Origin of the sequence: Bacillus cereus, assembly GCF_002567495.1 — a bacterium.
Taxonomy (GTDB): domain Bacteria; phylum Bacillota; class Bacilli; order Bacillales; family Bacillaceae_G; genus Bacillus_A; species Bacillus_A cereus_AQ.
The window spans coordinates 26,969-47,692 of the sequence record NZ_NVAP01000045.1 but is presented as its reverse complement, the minus strand read 5'-3'; the positions used below and the strand labels follow the sequence as shown (position 1 = coordinate 47,692).

Here is a 20,724-nt window from a genome sequence, read left to right as displayed (position 1 = left end):
TTTCTTTACTATGCCTTCTCAATCCAAAACTTCAGTACATCGCCTTCTTCTTCAAGCTTTACGATGTCATGGCCACTTTTATTTGCCCACGCTGGAATATCTTTAACTGACCCTTTATCCGTTACATGTACTTCTAACACTTCTCCAGTTTGTAAAGCATCCATCGCTCTCTTTGTTCTTACAATCGGCATTGGACATGCTAAATCTTTCGCATCTAATACTTGTTTAATATTCATCATATATTCCTCCAGTTTGTTATTTTTATCCCACTATTTGCGGGCAGTAAGACTCCACCTCAAAATCCAGCTATAAAAGACATTGGGTTAGAGCCGGGATCCCCCTACTAATTAAAGTTTCACTTTATAATGAATCATGCACTGCACAACGATTTGGACCAATCTCCATTTCACGCTCTTCTTCCACACTTGGATGAATTTTCCCCATATTCGTTTGACGGATTTCTTCGTATGCATTTGGCTGTGGCGGTAAGTTCTCTGTCACAATTTTACGAAACTCTACTTCATCGGCAATATTTAATCCTACATTCTCTTTAAATAAATCTTGTAAGTTCGCACTCACAATGCCTCTTTCATCCATTTCACTTATTTTTGAATAATGAGCTGGTAAAACAATTAAATCTTGAGACAGTTCCTGATACAGTGTATATAACGTATTTCGTAAATCACTCACCCAATCTTCAGCCTTCCCAGCAAGATCTGGACGCCCAATTGAATCTACAAATAAAATATCGCCTGATAATAAATAGGAATCATCTACAATAAATGACGTACTGCCAATCGTATGCCCTGGTGAGTATAACGCGTCAATTTCAATTTTGGTACCCCCCACCGTAATAATAGATCCTTCTACAAGCGGTTCGTATGAGAAAACGGCTTCCTCTGCATCTTTTGGAGGTAACCAATACGTACCACCGACTTTTTCAGCTAACTTACGCCCTCCAGAAATATGGTCTGCATGTAAGTGTGTATCCATTACATTCGTAATCGTAACAGCATGCTCTTTCGCAAAATTTTCGTACGCTTCAACTGTTCTTACTGCATCAATAACTGCTGCTTCACCATTTGAAACGACCATATAAGATAAACAACCTTTTCCAAGACGGTTAAATTGGTATATACTTCCTCCGCCCTGTACATCTCCTACTTTTAACGGCCTTACATATTCACTCCAAGCCTTCATACCACCAGCTAAATAATAAATATTTTCTAATCCAGCCTCTGTTAATTGCTCTGCCACAAATATAGAAGACCCTTCTTTTGCACATACTACTAAAACATCTTTATCTTTAGGTAATTCACTTACAATATGATCTACACCATCTAGCAAATCAAAATACGGTTTATTTATAGATGAGATTTGTTTTCCTTCGATTTTCCAATCTTCATAGTCCCCCTCATTCCGAACGTCTAAAATGAATAACTCTCCGAATAAAACTTTCTCTGCCACATCTTTTGCTTGTAATGATTTAACGCTCATCTTCTTACCCCCTGAGGTATATTTTAATTTAAAAAAATTTAATTCTCTATATTCCCTTGCCACTCTACCATACCTGGAATAACATTTTTTACATTTGAAAAACCTTTCTCTTTCAGCATTTGGCAAGCTACATCACTGCGGTTACCAGTTCGGCAAACAACATAAATTTGCTTCGTCTCATCTAATACTGCACGATCTAGTTCACCTAATGGCACCGAAATGGCCGATGGAATATGACCAAAAGCAAATTCTGCTGCTTCACGAACATCTAATACAATGCACTCTTCGCCACGTGACAATGTAGACTGTAATTCTGTATTCGTAATTGTATGAGGATATTTCACAACTTCATTCACTTCATGCTCGTTTGCTTTCCTAACATAATGCATCAATACATCACCCTCGTGTTTCGTCCCGATATATTGATGTCCTACTTTACTCGCCCAACTTTTTATATCTACCGTAGATCCTTTATCTGTTGCCTTAACTTCAATCACTTGCCCTGGTGCCAATCCTTCCATCGCCTTCTTTGTTTTCACAATCGGCATCGGACAAGCCAAACCTTTACAGTCTAAACCCATATCCACTTTTATACTCATAATCCATTCCTCCACAACTTATATACATATACCTGTAGGGGTATATTAAAATGTTTTTGAAAATCTGTCAACACTTACGTTTGACAGATTATCGGCTTTTTACAAGTAATTGAACAGCTTCTTTAATTAACTCTTCATTTGAACCATTGCCACTTTCAAACTGTTCACGTAAACAATGCTCTAAATTTGTTCCAACAACGAGTCCAATTGTACGATCAAGGGCAGAACGAGATGCCGTTAACTGTGTAATAACTTCTCGGCAATCTTTTCCTTCTTCCATCATACGAAGCACGCCACGAACTTGACCTTCAATACGTTTCAATCTATTTTTCATATCTTGATTATATTCCATCCTATAATCACCTCATTACCATTATGTCACCATTTATAACTTATGACAATATATTATACCCCCGCAGGTATTTTGTAAACCCCTATTTTTAATTTTCACCTTATATGTTCGCAAAACAAAAAGTAAAACCTTAATCTATAGGTTTTCATCTTCCACTAAATCTTGAAGTAGAAGATGAAAAACATCAATATGCAACACGTTCTGGCAATACTGTCCCATACAATTTAAAACCACCATCTACATTCTTTACCTTATACCCATTTTCCATTAACATACGCGCTGCAACATACCCTCTCATACCAAGTTGACAAGTGATATATATTTCTTTGTCCATTGGCACTTCATCCAAACGATCACGTAATTCATCTAACGGAATATTAATAGAGCCTTTAATCATTCCCTGTTTTAGTTCATTAGGTTCTCGAACATCAATAAGGTACCCACCATTTTCAACAATACGATCTATTTCATGCCATTGCACTGTGTCCACAAAACCATCTACTATATTACTTGCCACATACCCTACCATGTTTAATGGGTCTTTTGCAGAAGAGTATGGCGGGGCATATGATAATTCTAAATCCGGTAAATCGATTACAGTTAAATTTGCTTTTATTGCCGTTGCGATAACATCAATACGCTTATCTACACCATCACGTCCTAATGCCTGCGCTCCATAAATTTTCCCACTATCTTTATTAAAAATTAATTTTATTAGCACGGGTGTAGCATTCGGATAGTATCCCGCATGAGAATTTGCCTGTACATGTACTACCTCATAGGGTATATTTAATCGTTTTAATATTTTCTCATTTACTCCAGTCGAAGCAACTGTTAAATCAAAAACTTTAGCTACAGAAGTTCCCATCGTACCTTTATATAAAGAATCCGTATGACCATGAATAATATCCGCTAACATGCGACCTTGACGATTAGCTGGCCACGCTAAAGGAATCATCGTTTCTGTTTCTGTAACAAAATCTTTCACTTCAATCGCATCACCAATTGCATATACATGTGGATCCGACGTTTGAAATTTCTCATTTATCTTTATCGTTCCTCTAACCCCTAATGTCAATCCTGCGTCTTTCGCTAAACTACTCTCTGGTTGTACACCAATTGCTAAAATAATCATATCTGTCTTTATAACTGAGCCACTTTTTAAGCGCACAACAGCCCCGTCTTCTTCCAACACATCTACGCCATCTTCAAAAACAAGCTCAACATTGTGATTTCTCATATGTTCATGTACATATGCTGCCATTTCATAATCGATTGATGGCATCACTTGATTCGCCATCTCTACAAGAGTAACTTCAATCCCACGTTCTCTTAAATTCTCAACCATTTCCACTCCAATAAATCCACCACCAATAACCGTCGCATGACGTGGTTTCTTCTCATCAATATACGCTTTTATACGATCTGTATCAGGTACATTTCGTAACGTAAATAACGCCTTCGCTTCTTCAATCCCCGGAATAGGTGGAACAATTGGTTTCGCCCCTGGTGAAAGAATTAAAACATCATATTCCTCGTTATATGTTTCATTTGTAGTTACATTCTTTATAGTAATTGTTTTCTCTTCTTTATTAATCTTTACCACTTCACTCAATACACGTATATCTAAATTAAAACGCTTTGACATCTTTTCAACCGTTTGTACTAATAATTTTTGTCTTTCTGTAATGACACCGCCAATATAATACGGCAATCCACAATTTGCAAATGAAATATATTCACCGCGTTCAACCATAATAATTTCATCTTCCTCACTTAAACGACGAAGCCTTGCAGCTACTGATGCCCCGCCAGCAACTCCGCCTACTACAACTATTTTTCTGGACATATTTTAAACCTCCATATTATTTAATTTTCTCATGTACCACAAAAACCTATACCTGTATGGGTATATGATAGAGTATAAAAAATTTAATTTCAATCAATATGTCTTTCTTTCACAAATTTGAAACAAATAAAAAAGAACTTAGATATCTCCAAGTTCTTTACGAATGAAGCAATCCATCGTTCCATTTTCATACTTCCTATAATCTCTTTGTAAAACTATACTCCATGTTCCCGCCTAGTGCTGCAGCTGTATCACCAGTTTCTCTAAAATCATGTGTATATATTTTTTCAAATGAATCGAAATCTACTTGCTTATAAAATTCAAAACAAGGGAATCCATCATGCTCTCCTTGAATATCAATACTACCATCCTTTTTCACACATACATGTAATAAATAATCTACAGGAGGTGCATATATATTTAATGGATTACTTGCACTCGCACTCATTTTAAATTGCACACCACCAGGATTCCATACGATATTCGTGCACACAATATTTTCTGTACTCGCTTTTCCTGTTCTTTTATTCACAGAACCATCTGGATTCGTAACCTTCTCTGTCGTAATACCCGTGTTCGCATATGAAAACACTTCTTCTTTATAAAAATCCACTACTACCTCTTGCTCAACTCTAGAGCGCATCGCATTTACCGCATACGGTGTGAATTCACGTGAATCACCTTCGAATTGAATTACTTTTCCTGTTTCCATATCCTTCTTAGCCTCAGTCCAAGACATTGGAATAAATACACTGGCTCTAATTTTCACGATATTAGTCATAAGAAACACCTCTATAATTTTATTTTAGATACTGAATGCTTATTAAATAAAACAGACCATAATTTCAATCCTAAAACCAATAGATTTCTCTTTTACTTTTCTATTTCCTTCTAAAAAATAGCGCTATATTTATGTTTAGACTGTCGTTTTAAAGCTATATTCCATCTCTCCAGCTAGTGCTGCTGGAGTATCATTTGTTTCTCTAAAATCATGTATATATATTAATTCAAACGAACCAAAATCTACTTGTTTATAAAATTCATAGCAAGGGAAACCATCATGTACACCTTCAATATTCACAGTACCATTTTCATTAGCTCGTATAGTCAAAAAATAATCAGCTGCAGGTGCTGCTGCGTTTAAAGGATTACTTGCACTTGCTCTCATTTCAAATGAAACTTCATCTTCACTCCATACAATATTTGTACATACAATATTTTCTGTACTTGTTTCTCCCTTTTGATACTCAATTGAGCCATCTGGATTTGTAATCTTCACGGTGACGATACAAGCATCTGCATATGTGAAAATTTCTCTTTTATAAAAATCAATATTTACTTCTTGTTCTAACCTTGAACGCTTTGTGTTCACAGCTTGTGGTGTAAACTCACGTGCATCTCCAGCATATTCAAACACTCTTCCTGTTGCAGGGTCCTTAATAGGTTCCAGCGATGCATACGGTGCAAATACACTCCCTCTAATTTTCACGATATTAACCATGTGAAACCTCCATTGATTCTATATTATATAAATCATTATTTGTTCTACCAACATAATATAGTCAATTTGATTGACTATATTATACATAGTACAATAGGTATTACATATAGTCAACTTAATTGACTACAAACGCGGAGGTTATATACATGGATCAAACATTCAACGAGTTAGATCTTACATCGCTTTTATCATTATCATTTAGCACATTAATCACTGAGCTACATGACAAATTAAGTGAATTAGGATTTGAAGATATTAGGCCAGCACATGGTTTTATGTTCAAACGCATCCTTCCTAATGGGGCAACTGGTATAGAGCTAGCTGAGTATTTGGGGATTTCCAAACAAGCTGTAAGTAAAATGGTGGATTCTCTTGAGAGTAATCGCTACGTTACACGCAAAACACATCCTACTGATAAAAGAGGTAAAATCATCGTTTTAACCGAACGTGGTTTGTCAGTAATGAGAGCAAAAGAAGAAATAGTAGCTGAAATAGAACAGCGATGGATTGAAAACATAGGTACAGAACGAATGCAGATGCTAAAAGAAGATTTAACAACATTCGTTACTAAAGAAAATACAGAGAAGTTATCATCAAATATACGACCTGTCTGGTAAACAAAAAACGAATCCATTTTGATTCATCTTCTTCAAAATGGATTCGTTTTTCTATAGCTGTATTAAAAATCATTAATTTCTTTAAATTTTATTCTACTGAATATATTTTTTACGCGTTATATAATTCCATAACTCTCTTCACAACCAACTCCGCAGTATTCTCCCCCGGTGGCATCAATAAATTCGTAACCGGTCCATACACAACAGGGCTTAATTCCACTTCATATCCACCATATTCAAACTCTTCCCTTGTCGGTAAGTAACCAATATATCCATTCATATATCCACCAAAGAAAGCTAGTTCATTTTGAAGACACTCTTTCATTTCTAACGCAGTCTCTGAAAAAGGTTCCATCGGTATACCAGAGAACATACCATCATTAACTTGAAACAGTTGAACTTCTAAATCAATACGTAACTTCCGAATACCTTGCTTATATTTCTCTAAAACGATAGTAAGCCATTCATCCGTATTCACACCCCACTGCTTCTCCGCCAATTGAGCCATGCTTCGTATCTCATTCATTTCAGGAATATCTTTCAATTTCATTTGCATCGTACTCGAAACTGTTCTTAAATTTACAATTGAGCTATATGTAACTGTTGGCAACATCGTTAATACATGTCCACTAAGTGTGTAAGCCATTTTCTTTAATGCTTCTCTTGAACCGCGATACTTCGCATTTACATTACCAGCAGCTCCTTGCACAATAATAACAGGACAGTTTACGATTTCCTCAAGAATCTCCCTCGTCATTCCAGGATAATCCGCTGATAATACATCGCTATCACCTTTTAAAACATTCGGATGCGCAGTACAAAATACTATAATCCCAGATAGCTCCTTCGTTTCAGCATTTCTTATTGCTAACATGCCAATTCGTTTATCTACAACACCCTCTATATTTGTTCCCATCTTTGCTCTTCCATCAGATGTTCTCTCTCTTCGGTTGATCCCAATATCACCTGTCGTAACACCCCAGCCAACTTCACATAGCTCCAAGTTATTATTTGCAGTAACAGCACCGTACACTATATTACTTACTAAAATCGTCTTATACGACTTTACTAAAGGTTGCTCACCAACAGTTTCCGGACCAGAGTGTGTATGTGTATAAACAACTGTTATTCGCTCAAATGGCACATGAAGCTCACTCGCTACTCGTTCACGAATCATATTCGTATCTTCTACTAACATACCGATATTATCAATGCTTATAAACACAGTCTTCATTTCATCTTTTTCAAATACAAAGACTGTCCCGTAAATACGCTCTTCAATATTATTTATTCCTGTCTCTCTATGATATCCGACAAAATCAATACCTAAAGGCGGCGTAATATCCACCTTCCATACCCCTACTTTGCTCATTTGAATCGTCCCCTTTTTAAATCCCCCTTAAGAATAGCATATTTTTCCTGTTTTAAATAAAAAGAACGGACACAGTATCCTATGTCCGTTCTTCCCCTCACACATACTTCCGATGCACCATCTTCCCATCATAAGAAAACACAACGCCCTTACTCTCCACAATGGACTCCATATGCACCGTTCTTCCCCATAGCTGATGAAGATATGGCAATACCTTTTCTAAGTATTTTAAATCGAGCTCGATTCCTTCGTAACTATGTTTAATGTATAATTCTCCGTTCTTTAAGTAGTCTCCATCTTCTACTACTAAGTACGGGAACCCACCATTTGTCCGCATATTTACGAGTTGATCACGCACATGTTCCCATTCTTTATCTATTACTTTATATTCTTTTCCTTGGCGCTGGAATAAGTACATATCTTCTCTCATGACAAGTTCTTTATTTAAGTAGTTTCTTAGGAATGATACGTCCCATTCAATTTCGCGTACTTCAAAGATTTTATCACGGCCAGATCCTGGTTTTACGCCTCTTCGTTTCATTTCTTCTGTCGGATTGTTGTACCGTTCTTCAATATCTTCAAACATTTTAATACCGAGGTAGTATGGATTAATGCTTGTTTTTGATGGCTGTACAACACCTGCATTTAATTTCGCAAATTCAATTGCTTCATCAGATGTTAAGTCCATTTCACGAAGTATGCGTTGATGCCAGTAGGACGCCCAGCCTTCGTTCATGATTTTCGTTTCAAGCTGCGGCCAGAAATATAACATTTCTTCGCGCATCATCGTTAATATGTCGCGTTGCCAATCTTCTAGCTCACGGCTATATTCTTCAATAAAGAGGAGTAAATCTTTCTCTGGTTGCGGCGGGATTTTCTTCTTTTTACGTATATTAGATCGTTCCTGCTTTTTATTTCGGTTATCTAAATTCCATAAATCATCGTATTGCGATGCCTTTTTCTTTTCTACTTCTTCCTCTTCTAAATCATCGATACTCCACGCAAGTTTCGGACGCATAAGCGACGGATCAATATGTTCTTGAATGGCAAGTACAGCGTCTAAAAATGTTTCTACTTCTGCTTTTCCATACTTATGCTCATATGCTTTCACACGGTCCGCTGTTGCCGCCATACTCTCTACCATATCTCGCTTCGTATTTGAAAAACGAATATTATTTTTGAAAAAGTCACAGTGTGCTAAAACGTGTGCTACAATTAATTTGTTTTGAATTAACGAGTTCGTATCTAATAAAAAGGCGTAACATGGATCAGAGTTAATAACGAGTTCGTATATTTTACTAAGTCCTAAATCGTATTGTAATTTCATTCTGAAAAATTGTTTTCCAAAACTCCAATGTGAAAACCTCGTCGGCATCCCATATGCACCAAATGTATAAATAATTTCCGCTGGACATATTTCATAACGCATCGGATAAAAATCAAGACCAAATCCAGTCGCAATTTCCGTAATTTCTGCAATCGCATATTGCAGTGCTTTATCATCACTTGCTCTCATTATTTTCCCTCCTTACACTTTCCCTTAAGAAAGTGTATGATGGGGAACAAGCTTTCATGAGGATTGATTGCATAATAAAAAGACACCCCCGTAAAAACGAGAATGTCTCATCTATTAACCTTCAATAATCTCCATCTTCTCCGTAATCGAAGTACGAGCTTTTCCTTCTGGTGCCTTATCGAAATAGCCGATATGAAGAATTCCAACGATACGTTGGCCTCTTGTTAAACCGATTCCTTCTATAAATAATGGATTGTAGTTTAATCCGCCTGATTTCCAAACGCAACCTAATCCGCGTTCCCAAGCAAGAAGTTGGAAGTTTTGCATAAATGCACATGTTGCAGCGTAATCTTCATCACGTTGAATTTGACGTGGATCTTCATTTATATATACAACGATTTGTGCAGGCGTGCTTAAGAAACGATCTGATAAAATTTTACCGCGTTTCGCTCTTTCTTCTTCTGTGAAAGAGTTTAATACTGCATCCACTAATTTCTTGCGTCCTTCTCCAATGTATAATTTACAATTCCATGGTTCACGGTGTTGATGATTTGGTGCCCATGTTGCATCGTTTAATAGCTCAATTAATAAATCTTTTTCTACTGCTTTATCTGTAAATGTACGAACAGAGCGTCTTTCTTTAATCACATTAGCGATGGAAGTATATGTAGTCATATTTATCTCTCCCTTATTTTTATCTATATGTATAAGTTTATTGTTAGTATTGATATTGATTTTCAATTTCGATTATACCTTAGTTTTTTACTATTAATCAATGTTTTATGTTGGAAAACTTCTAAAAACGTCATTTCATGCTGTGAATAAAAAAACTTAACTTGTTCACAAGTATTTCACATTTTATGGAAATGATATGTGTACAGTTTTCCACATTATCCGTCTAGGAGGAGTTTACATGTACAAAAAAATCGCAGTAAGTATGACTATGGCAGCATTATTATGCGGAATATCCACCTTCCCTACGTCCGCTGCTACGCCAAAAGAAGTAACAATGCATCATCACAAACCAATTTCAGAAGAAGAAATGCAATCGCTAGAAAAACTCGGCTACAACAAACATGAAATTTGGCGAGCTGCTCACATTGCAAGAATCAGTAAAAAAGAAATAAAAGACGTTTTAGCTTACTATAAGCAAAATAAATCTTGGGAGAAAACCGCCGAGCATTTCGGTGTAGATCCAAGTAAGCTGAAAAAGCATCATATGAGTAAAGAAACAAAGCAAGCACTACTACAACAGTTAGCAACTATGCAAAAATCCACACCGGATCAGCTAAAACAAAAAATGAAAGAATATAACATCAAATTGCGTCACCTTACTGTGTTAACAATCATCTCTCAAAAAAGCAATACCCCTCTTGATGATGTATTAAAAATGAAAAAAGATGGAATGGACATTAAACAAATTGCCGAAAAATTAAATGTAAAAAGAGGAGATATACGAGCAGAAATGATGAAATTAGTGAAGTCTATTAAAGAAAAGAAAACAAATTAACACGCCAAAAAGGAAGAGGTATTCACTACTCTTCCTTTTCTTTATAAACTTTCAACTTTGAAGTATAAATTCCCGTCTTTCCCAAAAACTAACACAAGTAAATGACGTATGTTAGGGGTGAGAAAATGTTTCGTTTATCATCAAAAAAACAAAAACATAAACCAGTCTGTTCTGTTCCAGAATTCATAAAAAGTATGAAAGAATCGATGGACTTCGTGTCTTATAGCATCGATCAAGAAGACACTCTCTGTTTATTTTATTATAAATCAACTGTAGAATCTCTCATTGTTAAACAATTCATTTTAACACCTCTAAAAAGAGAACTAGAAAACATTCACAGTATAAATGATTTAATAAATGTTATATCCATTGAAGATATTATGATTAATCCTTCCACTAATGATGTTCGTGAAAAATTGTTAGGTGGATATGTACTTATAGAACGAAAAAGTGATGCAACAATGAAGGAATATGCACTCGTACGCGCAGAAAGTAACGTGTTGGGTACCCGATTAGCAAATGATACCGAAAACGAATATAGCGTTATCGGACCAAAAGTTGGCTTCGTTGAAAACATTGATATAAATATACATTTACTACGCCGAAATATTGTAACCGAGCAGTTAATTTTTAAAGAAGTCCAAGTTGGATCTATATCAAAAACAAAAGTAGCAGTTGCTTATATGGAAGAAATCACAAACAAACAACATATTAATACTGCACTGCAACGTCTACAAGATATCGATTTTGATGTCCCTTTCGATGCAACTATGGTTGAACAGTTTATTAGTGATAATAGCAACTCCCCCTTTCCTGTTTTATTACCTACAGAACGTTTAGATCGCTCCGTTTATGCATTACTTAATGGAGGGGTCGTTATTTTAACAGATGGTTCACCGTATGCATTAGCTGGCCCAGCGACATTACTCGATTTTTTCGTCTCACCAGAAGATTATTATTTACCATGGATAGCGGGCTCATTTCTTAGATTGGTTCGTTTTTTTGGAGCAGCGTTCTCTCTATTCTCTTCAGCCATTTACACTGCTGTATTAACATATCACTATCAAATGATTCCGGCTGATTTACTTGGTCCTATTATTTATTCTAGAGCTAACGTACCATTTCCACCTGTTTTGGAAGCACTCTTTTTAGAAATTACAATTGAATTACTTCGCGAGGCTGGAGCACGTTTACCAACTAAAGTCGGTCAAACAATTGGTATTGTTGGAGGAATTGTAATCGGACAAGCATCTGTCGAGGCTGCCTTAACGAGTACCATTTTATTAATTGCAGTAGCATTATCTGCACTCGCTTCTTTTACAACACCGACAGTAAAAATGTCTTCTACTATCCGGATATTACGATTTCCACTCATCATTTTAGCTGGAGCATTTGGTGGCCTAGGTCTCATTGTCGGATTCGTATTCATATTAGCTCACTTAATTCGCCTTAAATCACTTGGATCACCTTATTTATTACCTTTATACCCATTCCGCGGGTTAGGAACCGCAGAGGGTCTCCTTCGTTTGCCATTTAGTCAAACAGCAGCGCGTGCATCTTTTCTGAGACCGAAAAAGAAATGGCGCTATGACCCAAACAAAGCGAAAGAAAAACGTGACGGTGAGGAGCAATGAAAAATATTTTATTATGCTTTTCCATTATCATTTTAATTTTCCAATCTGGTTGTACACAGCCAAATATAGTAGACACGCAACGAATGATTCATGTAGGTGGATTTGATATAACGAAAGATAAACAATTCCGCGGGACGATTTTATATCCGGATTACACAAAAGGTGTTCAATCGGAGCCAGAAACTCAGTCCACTACTGCAGGTACAATTGAAACGATTTCTTCACGGCTAAATGCAAAATCACCTCATACAATCGCCGTAGGTCAAATGCGTGTTGTACTTTTTGGAAAATCCTTTGGCGAACATGGAATTGGTGACATTATTAACAATTTACAGCGTGATCCTAACATTGGCCGGGATGTACAGCTAGCACTCGTAGACGGTTTAACTGAAAAACTTCTCAAACATGTTAAAACAAATGGATCACTATATCTTTCTGATTTGCTTGAACAAAATATAGAAAATGAGACGATTCCTCGGACCGCTTTAAATATTTTCTTGTATAACTTTTATTCATCAGGATGCGATCCATTTCTTCCTTATATGAAAGTTGATGAAGACAAATCCGCTTCCATTAAAGGACTCGCTTTTTTAAAAAAGGATAAAGTGGTTATGTACACAGATAAAAAAGGATCGTTTTTATTAAAATTACTCATTAATCCAACTAAAAATGGGCGCTATGAAGTTCCAATACAACAAGGTAGTCATAAAGGATTAATTGCCACTCAAAATTTATCCGGAAAGAGCGTTTGTTACCTCTCCGATACTGGTGACACTCCAAAAATTAACATTCATTTAAAATTAAATGGACTGATAAAAAATGCTCCCAGCTGGCTCGATTTAGCAAAGAATGAAAATATAACTTACGTAAAAAAACATGTAGAAAAAACACTTGAGAAACATTTAAACGAATTAATAAAACAATTCCAAGAAAAAGAAGTTGATCCAATAGGTATACGTGAAGAAATTCGTAGTCATTCAAGAAAATGGAGCATGAAACAAATTCAAGAAATGTACCCTAACGTAGACGTTTCTGTTCATGTGCAAATCAATGTCGTGCAATCTGGTATTGGAGAATAGTGAGGTGCTATAATGGCTGAACAAGATAAAACACATACTGTTTCCCCTTATTTCACATTCCTTTTATTACACTCCCTTCAAATCGGAGTAGGTGTGTTAGGATACCAAAGAATTATTGCACAATATGCCGGTTATGATTCCTGGATTTCCCTTATTGTCGCAGGTATCGCAACCCATATCGTGTTATTTTGCATGCTGAAAATGTTAGAAAAAGATAATGATTTAATGAATATCCATACGACATGTTTCGGAAAGTGGATTGGAACATTTTTTTCTGTATGCTTTGCCGCATACCTTTTATTATTTTGCCTTACTGTTCTTCGTACGTATATTGAAGTTATTCAAGTTTGGGTCTTTCCTACAATTAAACCGTGGAAATTAACTTTACTATTTTTACTTGTAGCTTATTACATAATTAAAGGCGGCTTTCGTTCTGTAACAGGAATATGTTTTTGGGGCGTCATCATACCGATTTTCGTACTACTTTTCTTAGTTTTCCCGATGAAATACGCACATGTTCGGAACATTTTCCCAATTCTCACTCATTCACCTGTAGACATTCTAACCGCAGCTAAAGCATCTGCATTAGAATTTCTTGGATTTGAAGCAATCCTTATTTTTTATCCATTTATTAAAAAAGGAAAATCGGTAAATAAATGGGCGCACGGTGGTATTGCTTTTACAACCATTCTATACGTAATATTAGCGCTTGTGTCTCTTATGTACTATAGCCAAGGACAATTACATCATACAATTTGGCCAACATTAACGATGCTAAAAATTATTAAAGTTCCTTTCATTCAAAGGTTCGAGTACATTATTATTTTCCTATGGTATCTTATTATTTTACCTAATCTTTGTTTAACGATTTGGTCTTCTTGTTGCATTAGTAAAAAATCTTTTCGCATACCATTTAACATTACACTGCCATTTTTTATCGCTGCTATATTTATTTCATCCTTATTTTTCACAAACCGTGAAGGTATCAATACATTAAATACAGTACTGTCTCAAGCTGGTTTATATATTGTATACGCTTATATCCCAATTTTATTTCTATTCCATTCGCTACGTTGGCGTTTCAAAAATCAGTCGAAAAAATCTTCACCAAACGCACCATGATATTTGATACAATTTGATTAATACATTTGTAAAGGGGACAAGCGAATGAAAAAGTATGTATTTTCTTTACTTGCAGTACTAAGCTTAATTCTTGCTGGATGCGGAAGTACTGGTACAAATGACAAAAAATCTTCTGAATCAAAAAAAGAAGAGCATGACCATGCATCGCACACGCAGCAAGCTGACATTCAAGAAAAAACAAAAGGCGTCGACACACTTCCAACCTTTTTAGACAAGCTTGATCCACAAATGAAAGACATTTACACTGTAGCTGGACAAAATGCAGAGCTATTAGATTGGATTCCATGTTACTGCGGTTGCGGTGAAAGTGTAGGACATAAAAATAATAAAAACTGCTTTATTCGTGAAATTAAAAAGAATGGTGAAGTTGTTTGGGATTCCCACGCAACGACTTGCGTCAATTGCCTAGAAATCGCCGTGGAATCAGCTTCGATGAAACAAAAAGGAAAATCAACACTCGAAATTCGTAACTATATCGACAATAAATACAAAGAAGGCTATGGCAAGCCAACACCTACGCCAATGCCAAAGGCTTAAAGAACGAGGAAACTCCTCGTTTTTTTCTTTTCATTCACTTTTTTTCTTAACAAATTCTTTCAAGTGTATTTCCCCTTACTTGTCACACACTATATATAACTCTCGGTAAGGAGGGTACACAGTGCAAACATATAATGACTATGATAAAGCTCTCTATTACACGTATTGCTGTAATTGGGACAAACTACTCGTTCTAATGGTTCAAACGAACGATCAATTATTTTCTAAGCGTATTGAGCATTTTTTACACGCTTATCAATACAGCAAAGAACTACCAGAAGTTGACAAACAATTGCAGCTCCTATTTCAATATATTGACCACGCATCCCAAAAGTCACATGTAGAAGAAGTAGAGCAAATTCAAATGTAAAATATAGCGCTATTCTCTTTAGGAGAATGGCGCTTTTTTAAAATATTAATACTAATAAAAGTTTCCTCTTATAAAACTTTTATTGATAAACATATTTTTTCTTTCTTTTCCATACCACTTCATACTATAATTTAGTATGTAACTATTATAAGAGAGGTATAAAATATGGGACGAGAAAAAAAGCAAGAATATGCTTTACTTACCGCATGGGGAGCTTCTTTTATCGCTACACTAGGAAGTCTGTACTTTTCCGAAATTATGAAATTTGAGCCTTGTGTCCTTTGTTGGTATCAACGCATTTTTATGTATCCATTCGTTTTATGGCTTGGTATTGCTGTAGCAAAGAAAGACTATCGCATCGCAAGTTATTCTTTACCAATCGCAACTATTGGCGCTTGTATTTCTTTATATCACTATGCAATTCAAAAAGTCGCAGCATTTTCAGCTGCTGGAGCAGCTTGTGGTCGTGTACCTTGTACGGGAGAATACATAAACTGGTTCGGTTTTGTGACAATCCCGTTTCTAGCACTTATCGGCTTTATTACTATCGCGGTTTGTAGCTTTATTGTTATCAAAAACAAATAAGGAGATGAAAGAATGAAAAAAATGCTTATATTTGGTGGTATTATTATCGCCTTGTTCGTAGCAATTTTCGCTGTCACACAAATGGAAGAAAAAAACGCTACTAGCCAAAAAATTGATAATGCTACTGGTAGTCAAACAGATGGTCCTGACTACTACACAAATAAAATCTCTCTTTCAGATCTTCAAAAGAACTTAAAAGAGAAAAAAGAAGAAACAGTATACTTTTATCAAACATCTTGCGTTCATTGCCAAAAATTATCTCCTGTCGTAGTGCCGATGGCTAAAGACTTGAACGTTGATATGAAAGTTATGGATATTGAAAAATTAGATGCTCCTTGGGATGAATATAAAATTCAAGGTACACCAACCATCATTCATTTTAAAGATGGCAAAGAAGTGAGCCGTATTAGCGGTGAACAGCCGAAAGATAAATTAAAAGAATGGCTTGAACAAACGAAAAAGTAACGAGAAAAGGAAACTCCTTCTACACATGAAATGGGCGTAAAATCCCACACTAATGTATAAGGAGGGGATTTTATGCCAGAAGTAAAATGCTCTGTTTCCAATTGCTCATTTTGGGGACAAGGTAACTTTTGTCAAGCGAGTTCAATCATTGTTCAACCAGATGCACAAGAAGCTGGTCCGAATACAAATGATTCTTATACAGGCGCGGTTTTAACAAACGAGACGCTAGAAAGTTCTGTAGCAACGAGTGTAGAGACTTGTTGTCATACATTTAAGCCTAAACATTAAACATAAAAAGCATACGATTAATCGTATGCTTTTTTACATTCCCCTCCAAAAATCATGCATAATAAAAAAGTACAAAATAACTAGAACGGCCGTCCCACATAAAGTGATGCGCCGATATATACTCTTCTCCCCTTCCCTCGCTTTCACAAATGCCCAAATAAAACCGAAGAACAATATTAAATCGACATATGGAACATAAAAAGAAAAGACGAGAAACGCATATAAATACACGATAAATAAACAGGTCGTTACTAAGAAAATTTTAAACGCAAATTCACTTTTCATAATATCACCGCCCCCTATCTGTACTGTATTATATTCAGCAAAATACAATAGTTGCAGTTAAACTCTAAGTAGAAATAAGCTACCGTCTATAATACGGTAGCCATTATGGAACATTATATTTCCGTTTATATATATTACTTAAAGTCGAAGAAGGAATTTGCTCATAACGGATTTTTTCTCCTGTTTCATCCATAATATACAAATTGTTTCCTATATAATATATTCCATCTTTTCGTTTCGAGTACACCGGATATCTTTCATTCGGCAATACCATTTTCACTTTTGTTAACTGTCCATTTGGTTCTTGCCAATATATATTTAAACGATCTACTAACGTAAGCATTCCAATTTGTTCTTCTTCCATTTTTCGACCATTCCAGCTCACAACTCGATAACCAAGCTTATTCGCTTCATATTCGGGGCTCGTATGAAAACGAGAAATGATTACTTTTGTTTGTAATTGTACTCGGTCATATAACCATTGTATATCCCGGTCATGCATGCGAATACACCCATTTGATTCCCTACTTCCAATCGTCCATTCTCGGTTCGTTCCATGAATCGCATATTCTTTTTTATCCAGCCCTAACCACCTCGTACCGAGAGGATTGTTTGGTGCACCCCCAGGTATTTTTTTTCGATGGTATTCTTTATTTTTAAATTTAGTTATAATACAAAAGTTACCTTCAGGCGTAGGTGTACGATCTCTTCCAGTCGTTATCGGAAATGTTTTCGTATAGTTCCCATCCTCAAAGAAAGACAGCTGATTCGTCGTAAGGTTCACTAATATTAAGTGATCTGTAGCAGCAAAAGCACTAACCGGTAGGAAGAAAAATAATAGTAAGACGAAACATATCTTTTTCACCTATATCCCCCCTTAGCGCTCACCATAATAATTGTAATTAACTTTACTTTGCTCTTATAAATGAAAACTATCCATTTACAATAACGCCCCCATTTACATGTATCATTTGTCCAGTAACATAAGAAGAATCGTTAGACGCTAAATATACGTATGCCGGCGCTAACTCATATGGTTGACCAGGCCTTTGCATCGGGACATTACTTCCAAACTGAGAGACTTTCTTCTCATCAAAGCTCGATGGAATAAGCGGTGTCCAAATCGGTCCCGGCGCAACACCATTTACACGAATCTCTTTTTGTACTAACGATTGAGAAAGTGATCTTGTAAAAGCTACGATTGCTCCTTTCGTTGCAGAATAATCAATTAACGTTTCATTTCCTTCATATGCAACGATAGATGCCGTATTTATAATGACATCCCCTTGCTTCAAATGAAAAAGTGCTGCTTTCGTAACGTGAAAATAAGAAAAAATATTAATACGAAATGTTTTTTCTAGCTGTTCTGCTGTAATATACTCTAGCCCTTGCTGCGGATATTGCTGTGCAACGTTATTTACTAAAATATTTAAACTACCTAGCTGCGAAATAGTCTCTTCCACAATATCTTTACAATGCTGTTCATTACTTAAATCCCCCGGTAACAACACACACTTTACTCCTTCTTTTTCAACACGTTGTTTCGTCTCACTTGCATCTTCTTCCTCATCTAAATAAGCAATTGCAATATTTGCTCCTTCTTTTGCAAAAGCAATGGAAACTGCTCGTCCGATACCACTATCTCCTCCTGTAATTAACACATTCTTTCCTTTTAACTTTTCACTTCCTTTATAATTTGGATCTTCAAACTGCGGCAGAGGGCTCATTAATGATTCAATACCAGGCTGCTTATTTTGATGTTGCGCAGGCATTGTTATAAAGTTTTTTTGCTGTGGCATAGCTTCTTTCAACTCCTTTTCCTTATCATGTGCACAATAAAAAACTGAAATTCACACATCGTTTTACGATTAATATTCGAATTTAAGACACAAAATATGAATTGTTATAAACTTTTTATGCAAAACTATTGCAAAATAGTTAAAAAACGAATATTATATATAACTGTTGTGAAAATTATTCGTAAACAGAAAGGATGTTTATATGTTTAACCTTTCAAAACATAAAACTTCTATTAAAACTGAAATTATGGCAGGTATTATTACCTTCTTAACAATGGCATATATTATTGTCGTAAACCCTGTCATCCTTGGGGATGCAGGTGTTCCATTTGAACAAGCATTTACAGCAACAATTATTGCTGCTGTTGTCGGAACATTATTTATGGCAATCTTTACAAACTTACCAATCGCAATCGCGCCAGGTATGGGATTAAATGCTTACTTCTCTTACTCTGTTGTAAAAGCTCATGAAGGCATGACTTTCGCAATTGCATTCTCTGCTGTATTCGTAGCAGGTATGATTTTAATTTTGTTATCATTTACATCTTTCCGTACAAAATTAATGGAAGCAATTCCTGAAAACTTAAAACATGCAATTACTGCTGGTATCGGTCTTTTCATCGCCTTTATCGGTTTACGTTTAACTGGTATCGTTACAAAAAATGATGCAAACCTAGTTGGACTTGGTGATCTTCATTCTGCTCCAGTTCTACTAGCATTAGCTGGACTTGGAATTACTATTGTCCTTATGTCTTTAAATGTAAATGGTGCACTATTTATCGGTATGCTATTAACTGGTATTATCGCTTTCTTCACAGGACAATTATCATTCTCAAACGGTGTTACATCAATGCCTGGATTACCAGAAGGAATTATCGTTTCAAATCCAATTACTGCTGTTTCTGACGTAATTAACTACGGATTATACGGCGTTGTATTCTCATTCTTCCTTGTTACACTATTCGATACAACAGGTACACTACTTGGTGTAGCTCAACAAGGTGGATTTATGAAAGACGGAAAGCTTCCAAAAGCAGGACGAGCTCTTCTATCTGATTCATTCTCAGCAACAATCGGTTCCATGTTCGGAACAACACCATCAACAGCTTACATTGAATCATCTGCTGGTGTTGCTGCCGGTGGTCGTACTGGTTTAACAACTGTTACAGTAGCTGTTCTATTCGCACTAGCAGCATTCTTCGGACCATTAGTAAGTGCCGTTTCTGGTGTATCAGCTATTACCGCACCATCATTAATTATCGTTGGTAGTCTTATGATGGGTTCAGTTCGCCACATCGATTGGGACGCATTTGATGAAGCATTCCCAGCATTCTTAGTAATCTTAAGCATGCCACTTACATCAAGTATCGCAACAGGTATCGCACTTGGATTTATTTCATACCCACTTATGAAAGTGGCAAAAGGTAAATTCCGTTCTGTTCACCCACTTGTGTATGTATTCGGAATCTTGTTCGCTTATCAATTAATTTTCTTACCACATTAAAATCCCTCATAAAGAGGGATTTTTTTTATAAAAAAAATCATTTGACAACACCTCAAACTTGTGGAATAATTCGAAATAGTTGAATATTCGATGTCTTATCAAGAGCAGGTGGAGGGATGAGCCCTACGAAGCCCGGCAACCGACCCATTTATGGGCACGGTGCTAATTCTTACAACACGTTGTGTTGAAAGATAAGAGTAATATGATAAGACGTCTTTTCTA

Annotated in this window: 24 protein-coding genes and 1 riboswitch; of the genes, 11 read left to right on the top strand and 13 right to left on the bottom strand. The window is 36.0% G+C overall.

Features of this window, described 5'->3' with window-relative positions:
- Positions 1 to 8: 8 nt before the first annotated feature.
- The 7 genes from COK05_RS21865 to COK05_RS21830 all read right to left on the bottom strand — a co-directional run bounded on the left by COK05_RS21865 (position 9) and on the right by COK05_RS21830 (position 5,798).
- Positions 9 to 239, bottom strand: coding sequence for a sulfurtransferase TusA family protein (locus COK05_RS21865; RefSeq protein ID WP_098614230.1), 231 nt, complete (start codon positions 237 to 239; stop codon positions 9 to 11).
- 121 nt (positions 240 to 360) lie between these two features.
- Positions 361 to 1,497 carry an MBL fold metallo-hydrolase gene (locus tag COK05_RS21860; RefSeq protein ID WP_098614229.1) on the bottom strand — a complete coding sequence of 379 codons (1,137 nt, stop codon included), beginning with the start codon at positions 1,495 to 1,497 and terminating at the stop codon, positions 361 to 363.
- Positions 1,498 to 1,535: 38 nt separating this feature from the next.
- Complete coding sequence (locus COK05_RS21855; protein ID WP_098614228.1) at positions 1,536 to 2,096, bottom strand: sulfurtransferase TusA family protein; 561 nt, start codon at positions 2,094 to 2,096, stop codon at positions 1,536 to 1,538.
- Between the two features lie 88 nt (positions 2,097 to 2,184).
- Positions 2,185 to 2,448, bottom strand: coding sequence for a metal-sensitive transcriptional regulator (locus COK05_RS21850; protein WP_000456202.1), 264 nt, complete (start codon positions 2,446 to 2,448; stop codon positions 2,185 to 2,187).
- Positions 2,449 to 2,632: 184 nt separating this feature from the next.
- Positions 2,633 to 4,297: a CoA-disulfide reductase gene (cdr, locus tag COK05_RS21845; RefSeq protein WP_098614227.1), complete on the bottom strand. Its 1,665-nt coding sequence runs from the start codon at positions 4,295 to 4,297 to the stop codon at positions 2,633 to 2,635.
- Between the two features lie 196 nt (positions 4,298 to 4,493).
- Positions 4,494 to 5,078 carry a DUF3238 domain-containing protein gene (locus COK05_RS21835; protein ID WP_000182102.1) on the bottom strand — a complete coding sequence of 195 codons (585 nt, stop codon included), beginning with the start codon at positions 5,076 to 5,078 and terminating at the stop codon, positions 4,494 to 4,496.
- A gap of 135 nt (positions 5,079 to 5,213) precedes the next feature.
- Complete coding sequence (locus COK05_RS21830) at positions 5,214 to 5,798, bottom strand: DUF3238 domain-containing protein (protein WP_098614226.1); 585 nt, start codon at positions 5,796 to 5,798, stop codon at positions 5,214 to 5,216.
- Positions 5,799 to 5,944: 146 nt separating this feature from the next.
- Between COK05_RS21830 and COK05_RS21825 the strand changes: the two genes are divergently transcribed.
- A complete protein-coding gene (locus COK05_RS21825) occupies positions 5,945 to 6,415 on the top strand; it encodes a MarR family winged helix-turn-helix transcriptional regulator (protein ID WP_098614225.1) in 471 nt (156 codons plus the stop codon).
- A gap of 109 nt (positions 6,416 to 6,524) precedes the next feature.
- Here the strand turns inward: COK05_RS21825 and COK05_RS21820 are convergent, their stop codons facing one another.
- The 3 genes from COK05_RS21820 to COK05_RS21810 all read right to left on the bottom strand — a co-directional run bounded on the left by COK05_RS21820 (position 6,525) and on the right by COK05_RS21810 (position 9,978).
- Complete coding sequence (locus tag COK05_RS21820; RefSeq protein ID WP_098614224.1) at positions 6,525 to 7,787, bottom strand: neutral/alkaline non-lysosomal ceramidase N-terminal domain-containing protein; 1,263 nt, start codon at positions 7,785 to 7,787, stop codon at positions 6,525 to 6,527.
- 97 nt (positions 7,788 to 7,884) lie between these two features.
- The gene (spoVR, locus tag COK05_RS21815; RefSeq protein WP_098614223.1) at positions 7,885 to 9,303 is read right to left on the bottom strand and encodes a stage V sporulation protein SpoVR; all 1,419 of its coding nucleotides are present in this window, start codon (positions 9,301 to 9,303) and stop codon (positions 7,885 to 7,887) included.
- A 114-nt stretch (positions 9,304 to 9,417) separates the two neighbouring features.
- The gene (locus COK05_RS21810; protein ID WP_098614222.1) at positions 9,418 to 9,978 is read right to left on the bottom strand and encodes a nitroreductase family protein; all 561 of its coding nucleotides are present in this window, start codon (positions 9,976 to 9,978) and stop codon (positions 9,418 to 9,420) included.
- Positions 9,979 to 10,216: 238 nt separating this feature from the next.
- Between COK05_RS21810 and COK05_RS21805 the strand changes: the two genes are divergently transcribed.
- The 9 genes from COK05_RS21805 to COK05_RS21765 all read left to right on the top strand — a co-directional run bounded on the left by COK05_RS21805 (position 10,217) and on the right by COK05_RS21765 (position 16,914).
- Positions 10,217 to 10,813, top strand: coding sequence for a hypothetical protein (locus tag COK05_RS21805; RefSeq protein ID WP_141539206.1), 597 nt, complete (start codon positions 10,217 to 10,219; stop codon positions 10,811 to 10,813).
- A gap of 125 nt (positions 10,814 to 10,938) precedes the next feature.
- Positions 10,939 to 12,447, top strand: coding sequence for a spore germination protein (locus COK05_RS21800; RefSeq protein ID WP_098614220.1), 1,509 nt, complete (start codon positions 10,939 to 10,941; stop codon positions 12,445 to 12,447).
- Positions 12,444 to 13,526: a spore germination protein GerYC gene (gene gerYC, locus COK05_RS21795; RefSeq protein WP_098614219.1), complete on the top strand. Its 1,083-nt coding sequence runs from the start codon at positions 12,444 to 12,446 to the stop codon at positions 13,524 to 13,526. Before COK05_RS21800 ends, gerYC begins: the two co-directional genes overlap by 4 nt.
- A gap of 12 nt (positions 13,527 to 13,538) precedes the next feature.
- Positions 13,539 to 14,648 (top strand): GerAB/ArcD/ProY family transporter, encoded by a 1,110-nt coding sequence (locus COK05_RS21790; protein ID WP_098614218.1) that lies wholly within the window; start codon positions 13,539 to 13,541, stop codon positions 14,646 to 14,648.
- 45 nt (positions 14,649 to 14,693) lie between these two features.
- Positions 14,694 to 15,206, top strand: a complete 513-nt coding sequence (locus tag COK05_RS21785) for a PCYCGC domain-containing protein (RefSeq protein WP_098614217.1) — start codon at positions 14,694 to 14,696, stop codon at positions 15,204 to 15,206.
- A 121-nt stretch (positions 15,207 to 15,327) separates the two neighbouring features.
- Positions 15,328 to 15,576 carry a YhdB family protein gene (locus tag COK05_RS21780; protein WP_001195459.1) on the top strand — a complete coding sequence of 83 codons (249 nt, stop codon included), beginning with the start codon at positions 15,328 to 15,330 and terminating at the stop codon, positions 15,574 to 15,576.
- Positions 15,577 to 15,741: 165 nt separating this feature from the next.
- Entirely contained in the window at positions 15,742 to 16,161 is a 420-nt protein-coding gene (locus tag COK05_RS21775; protein WP_000532265.1) for a disulfide formation protein C, read from the top strand.
- A gap of 12 nt (positions 16,162 to 16,173) precedes the next feature.
- A complete protein-coding gene (locus COK05_RS21770; RefSeq protein WP_098614216.1) occupies positions 16,174 to 16,626 on the top strand; it encodes a thioredoxin family protein in 453 nt (150 codons plus the stop codon).
- A 72-nt stretch (positions 16,627 to 16,698) separates the two neighbouring features.
- Positions 16,699 to 16,914: a DUF1540 domain-containing protein gene (locus COK05_RS21765; protein WP_098614215.1), complete on the top strand. Its 216-nt coding sequence runs from the start codon at positions 16,699 to 16,701 to the stop codon at positions 16,912 to 16,914.
- Between the two features lie 33 nt (positions 16,915 to 16,947).
- Here COK05_RS21765 and COK05_RS21760 read toward each other — a convergent pair whose 3' ends face one another.
- The 3 genes from COK05_RS21760 to COK05_RS21750 all read right to left on the bottom strand — a co-directional run bounded on the left by COK05_RS21760 (position 16,948) and on the right by COK05_RS21750 (position 18,998).
- Entirely contained in the window at positions 16,948 to 17,199 is a 252-nt protein-coding gene (locus tag COK05_RS21760; RefSeq protein ID WP_098068385.1) for a hypothetical protein, read from the bottom strand.
- 103 nt (positions 17,200 to 17,302) lie between these two features.
- Entirely contained in the window at positions 17,303 to 18,064 is a 762-nt protein-coding gene (locus tag COK05_RS21755; RefSeq protein ID WP_098614214.1) for a L,D-transpeptidase, read from the bottom strand.
- Between the two features lie 67 nt (positions 18,065 to 18,131).
- On the bottom strand, positions 18,132 to 18,998 hold the full coding sequence (locus tag COK05_RS21750; protein WP_098614213.1) for an SDR family oxidoreductase: 867 nt from the start codon (positions 18,996 to 18,998) through the stop codon (positions 18,132 to 18,134).
- 202 nt (positions 18,999 to 19,200) lie between these two features.
- Here COK05_RS21750 and COK05_RS21745 point away from each other — a divergent pair, with 202 nt between their 5' ends.
- Positions 19,201 to 20,502 (top strand): NCS2 family permease, encoded by a 1,302-nt coding sequence (locus COK05_RS21745; RefSeq protein WP_087951414.1) that lies wholly within the window; start codon positions 19,201 to 19,203, stop codon positions 20,500 to 20,502.
- 92 nt (positions 20,503 to 20,594) lie between these two features.
- Positions 20,595 to 20,700: riboswitch (SAM riboswitch) on the top strand.
- The last annotated feature ends 24 nt before the right edge of the window (positions 20,701 to 20,724 follow it).

What these genes read in the sequence shown, in the direction of transcription:
- COK05_RS21865 (WP_098614230.1), bottom strand. Translation starts at nt 239, where the DNA reads ATGATGAATATTAAACAAGTATTAGATGCGAAAGATTTAGCATGTCCA.
- COK05_RS21860 (WP_098614229.1), bottom strand. Translation starts at nt 1,497, where the DNA reads ATGAGCGTTAAATCATTACAAGCAAAAGATGTGGCAGAGAAAGTTTTA.
- COK05_RS21855 (WP_098614228.1), bottom strand. Translation starts at nt 2,096, where the DNA reads ATGAGTATAAAAGTGGATATGGGTTTAGACTGTAAAGGTTTGGCTTGT.
- COK05_RS21850 (WP_000456202.1), bottom strand. Translation starts at nt 2,448, where the DNA reads ATGGAATATAATCAAGATATGAAAAATAGATTGAAACGTATTGAAGGT.
- cdr (WP_098614227.1), bottom strand. Translation starts at nt 4,297, where the DNA reads ATGTCCAGAAAAATAGTTGTAGTAGGCGGAGTTGCTGGCGGGGCATCA.
- COK05_RS21835 (WP_000182102.1), bottom strand. Translation starts at nt 5,078, where the DNA reads ATGACTAATATCGTGAAAATTAGAGCCAGTGTATTTATTCCAATGTCT.
- COK05_RS21830 (WP_098614226.1), bottom strand. Translation starts at nt 5,798, where the DNA reads ATGGTTAATATCGTGAAAATTAGAGGGAGTGTATTTGCACCGTATGCA.
- COK05_RS21825 (WP_098614225.1), top strand. Translation starts at nt 5,945, where the DNA reads ATGGATCAAACATTCAACGAGTTAGATCTTACATCGCTTTTATCATTA.
- COK05_RS21820 (WP_098614224.1), bottom strand. Translation starts at nt 7,787, where the DNA reads ATGAGCAAAGTAGGGGTATGGAAGGTGGATATTACGCCGCCTTTAGGT.
- spoVR (WP_098614223.1), bottom strand. Translation starts at nt 9,303, where the DNA reads ATGAGAGCAAGTGATGATAAAGCACTGCAATATGCGATTGCAGAAATT.
- COK05_RS21810 (WP_098614222.1), bottom strand. Translation starts at nt 9,978, where the DNA reads ATGACTACATATACTTCCATCGCTAATGTGATTAAAGAAAGACGCTCT.
- COK05_RS21805 (WP_141539206.1), top strand. Translation starts at nt 10,217, where the DNA reads ATGTACAAAAAAATCGCAGTAAGTATGACTATGGCAGCATTATTATGC.
- COK05_RS21800 (WP_098614220.1), top strand. Translation starts at nt 10,939, where the DNA reads ATGTTTCGTTTATCATCAAAAAAACAAAAACATAAACCAGTCTGTTCT.
- gerYC (WP_098614219.1), top strand. Translation starts at nt 12,444, where the DNA reads ATGAAAAATATTTTATTATGCTTTTCCATTATCATTTTAATTTTCCAA.
- COK05_RS21790 (WP_098614218.1), top strand. Translation starts at nt 13,539, where the DNA reads ATGGCTGAACAAGATAAAACACATACTGTTTCCCCTTATTTCACATTC.
- COK05_RS21785 (WP_098614217.1), top strand. Translation starts at nt 14,694, where the DNA reads ATGAAAAAGTATGTATTTTCTTTACTTGCAGTACTAAGCTTAATTCTT.
- COK05_RS21775 (WP_000532265.1), top strand. Translation starts at nt 15,742, where the DNA reads ATGGGACGAGAAAAAAAGCAAGAATATGCTTTACTTACCGCATGGGGA.
- COK05_RS21770 (WP_098614216.1), top strand. Translation starts at nt 16,174, where the DNA reads ATGAAAAAAATGCTTATATTTGGTGGTATTATTATCGCCTTGTTCGTA.
- COK05_RS21765 (WP_098614215.1), top strand. Translation starts at nt 16,699, where the DNA reads ATGCCAGAAGTAAAATGCTCTGTTTCCAATTGCTCATTTTGGGGACAA.
- COK05_RS21760 (WP_098068385.1), bottom strand. Translation starts at nt 17,199, where the DNA reads ATGAAAAGTGAATTTGCGTTTAAAATTTTCTTAGTAACGACCTGTTTA.
- COK05_RS21750 (WP_098614213.1), bottom strand. Translation starts at nt 18,998, where the DNA reads ATGCCACAGCAAAAAAACTTTATAACAATGCCTGCGCAACATCAAAAT.
- COK05_RS21745 (WP_087951414.1), top strand. Translation starts at nt 19,201, where the DNA reads ATGTTTAACCTTTCAAAACATAAAACTTCTATTAAAACTGAAATTATG.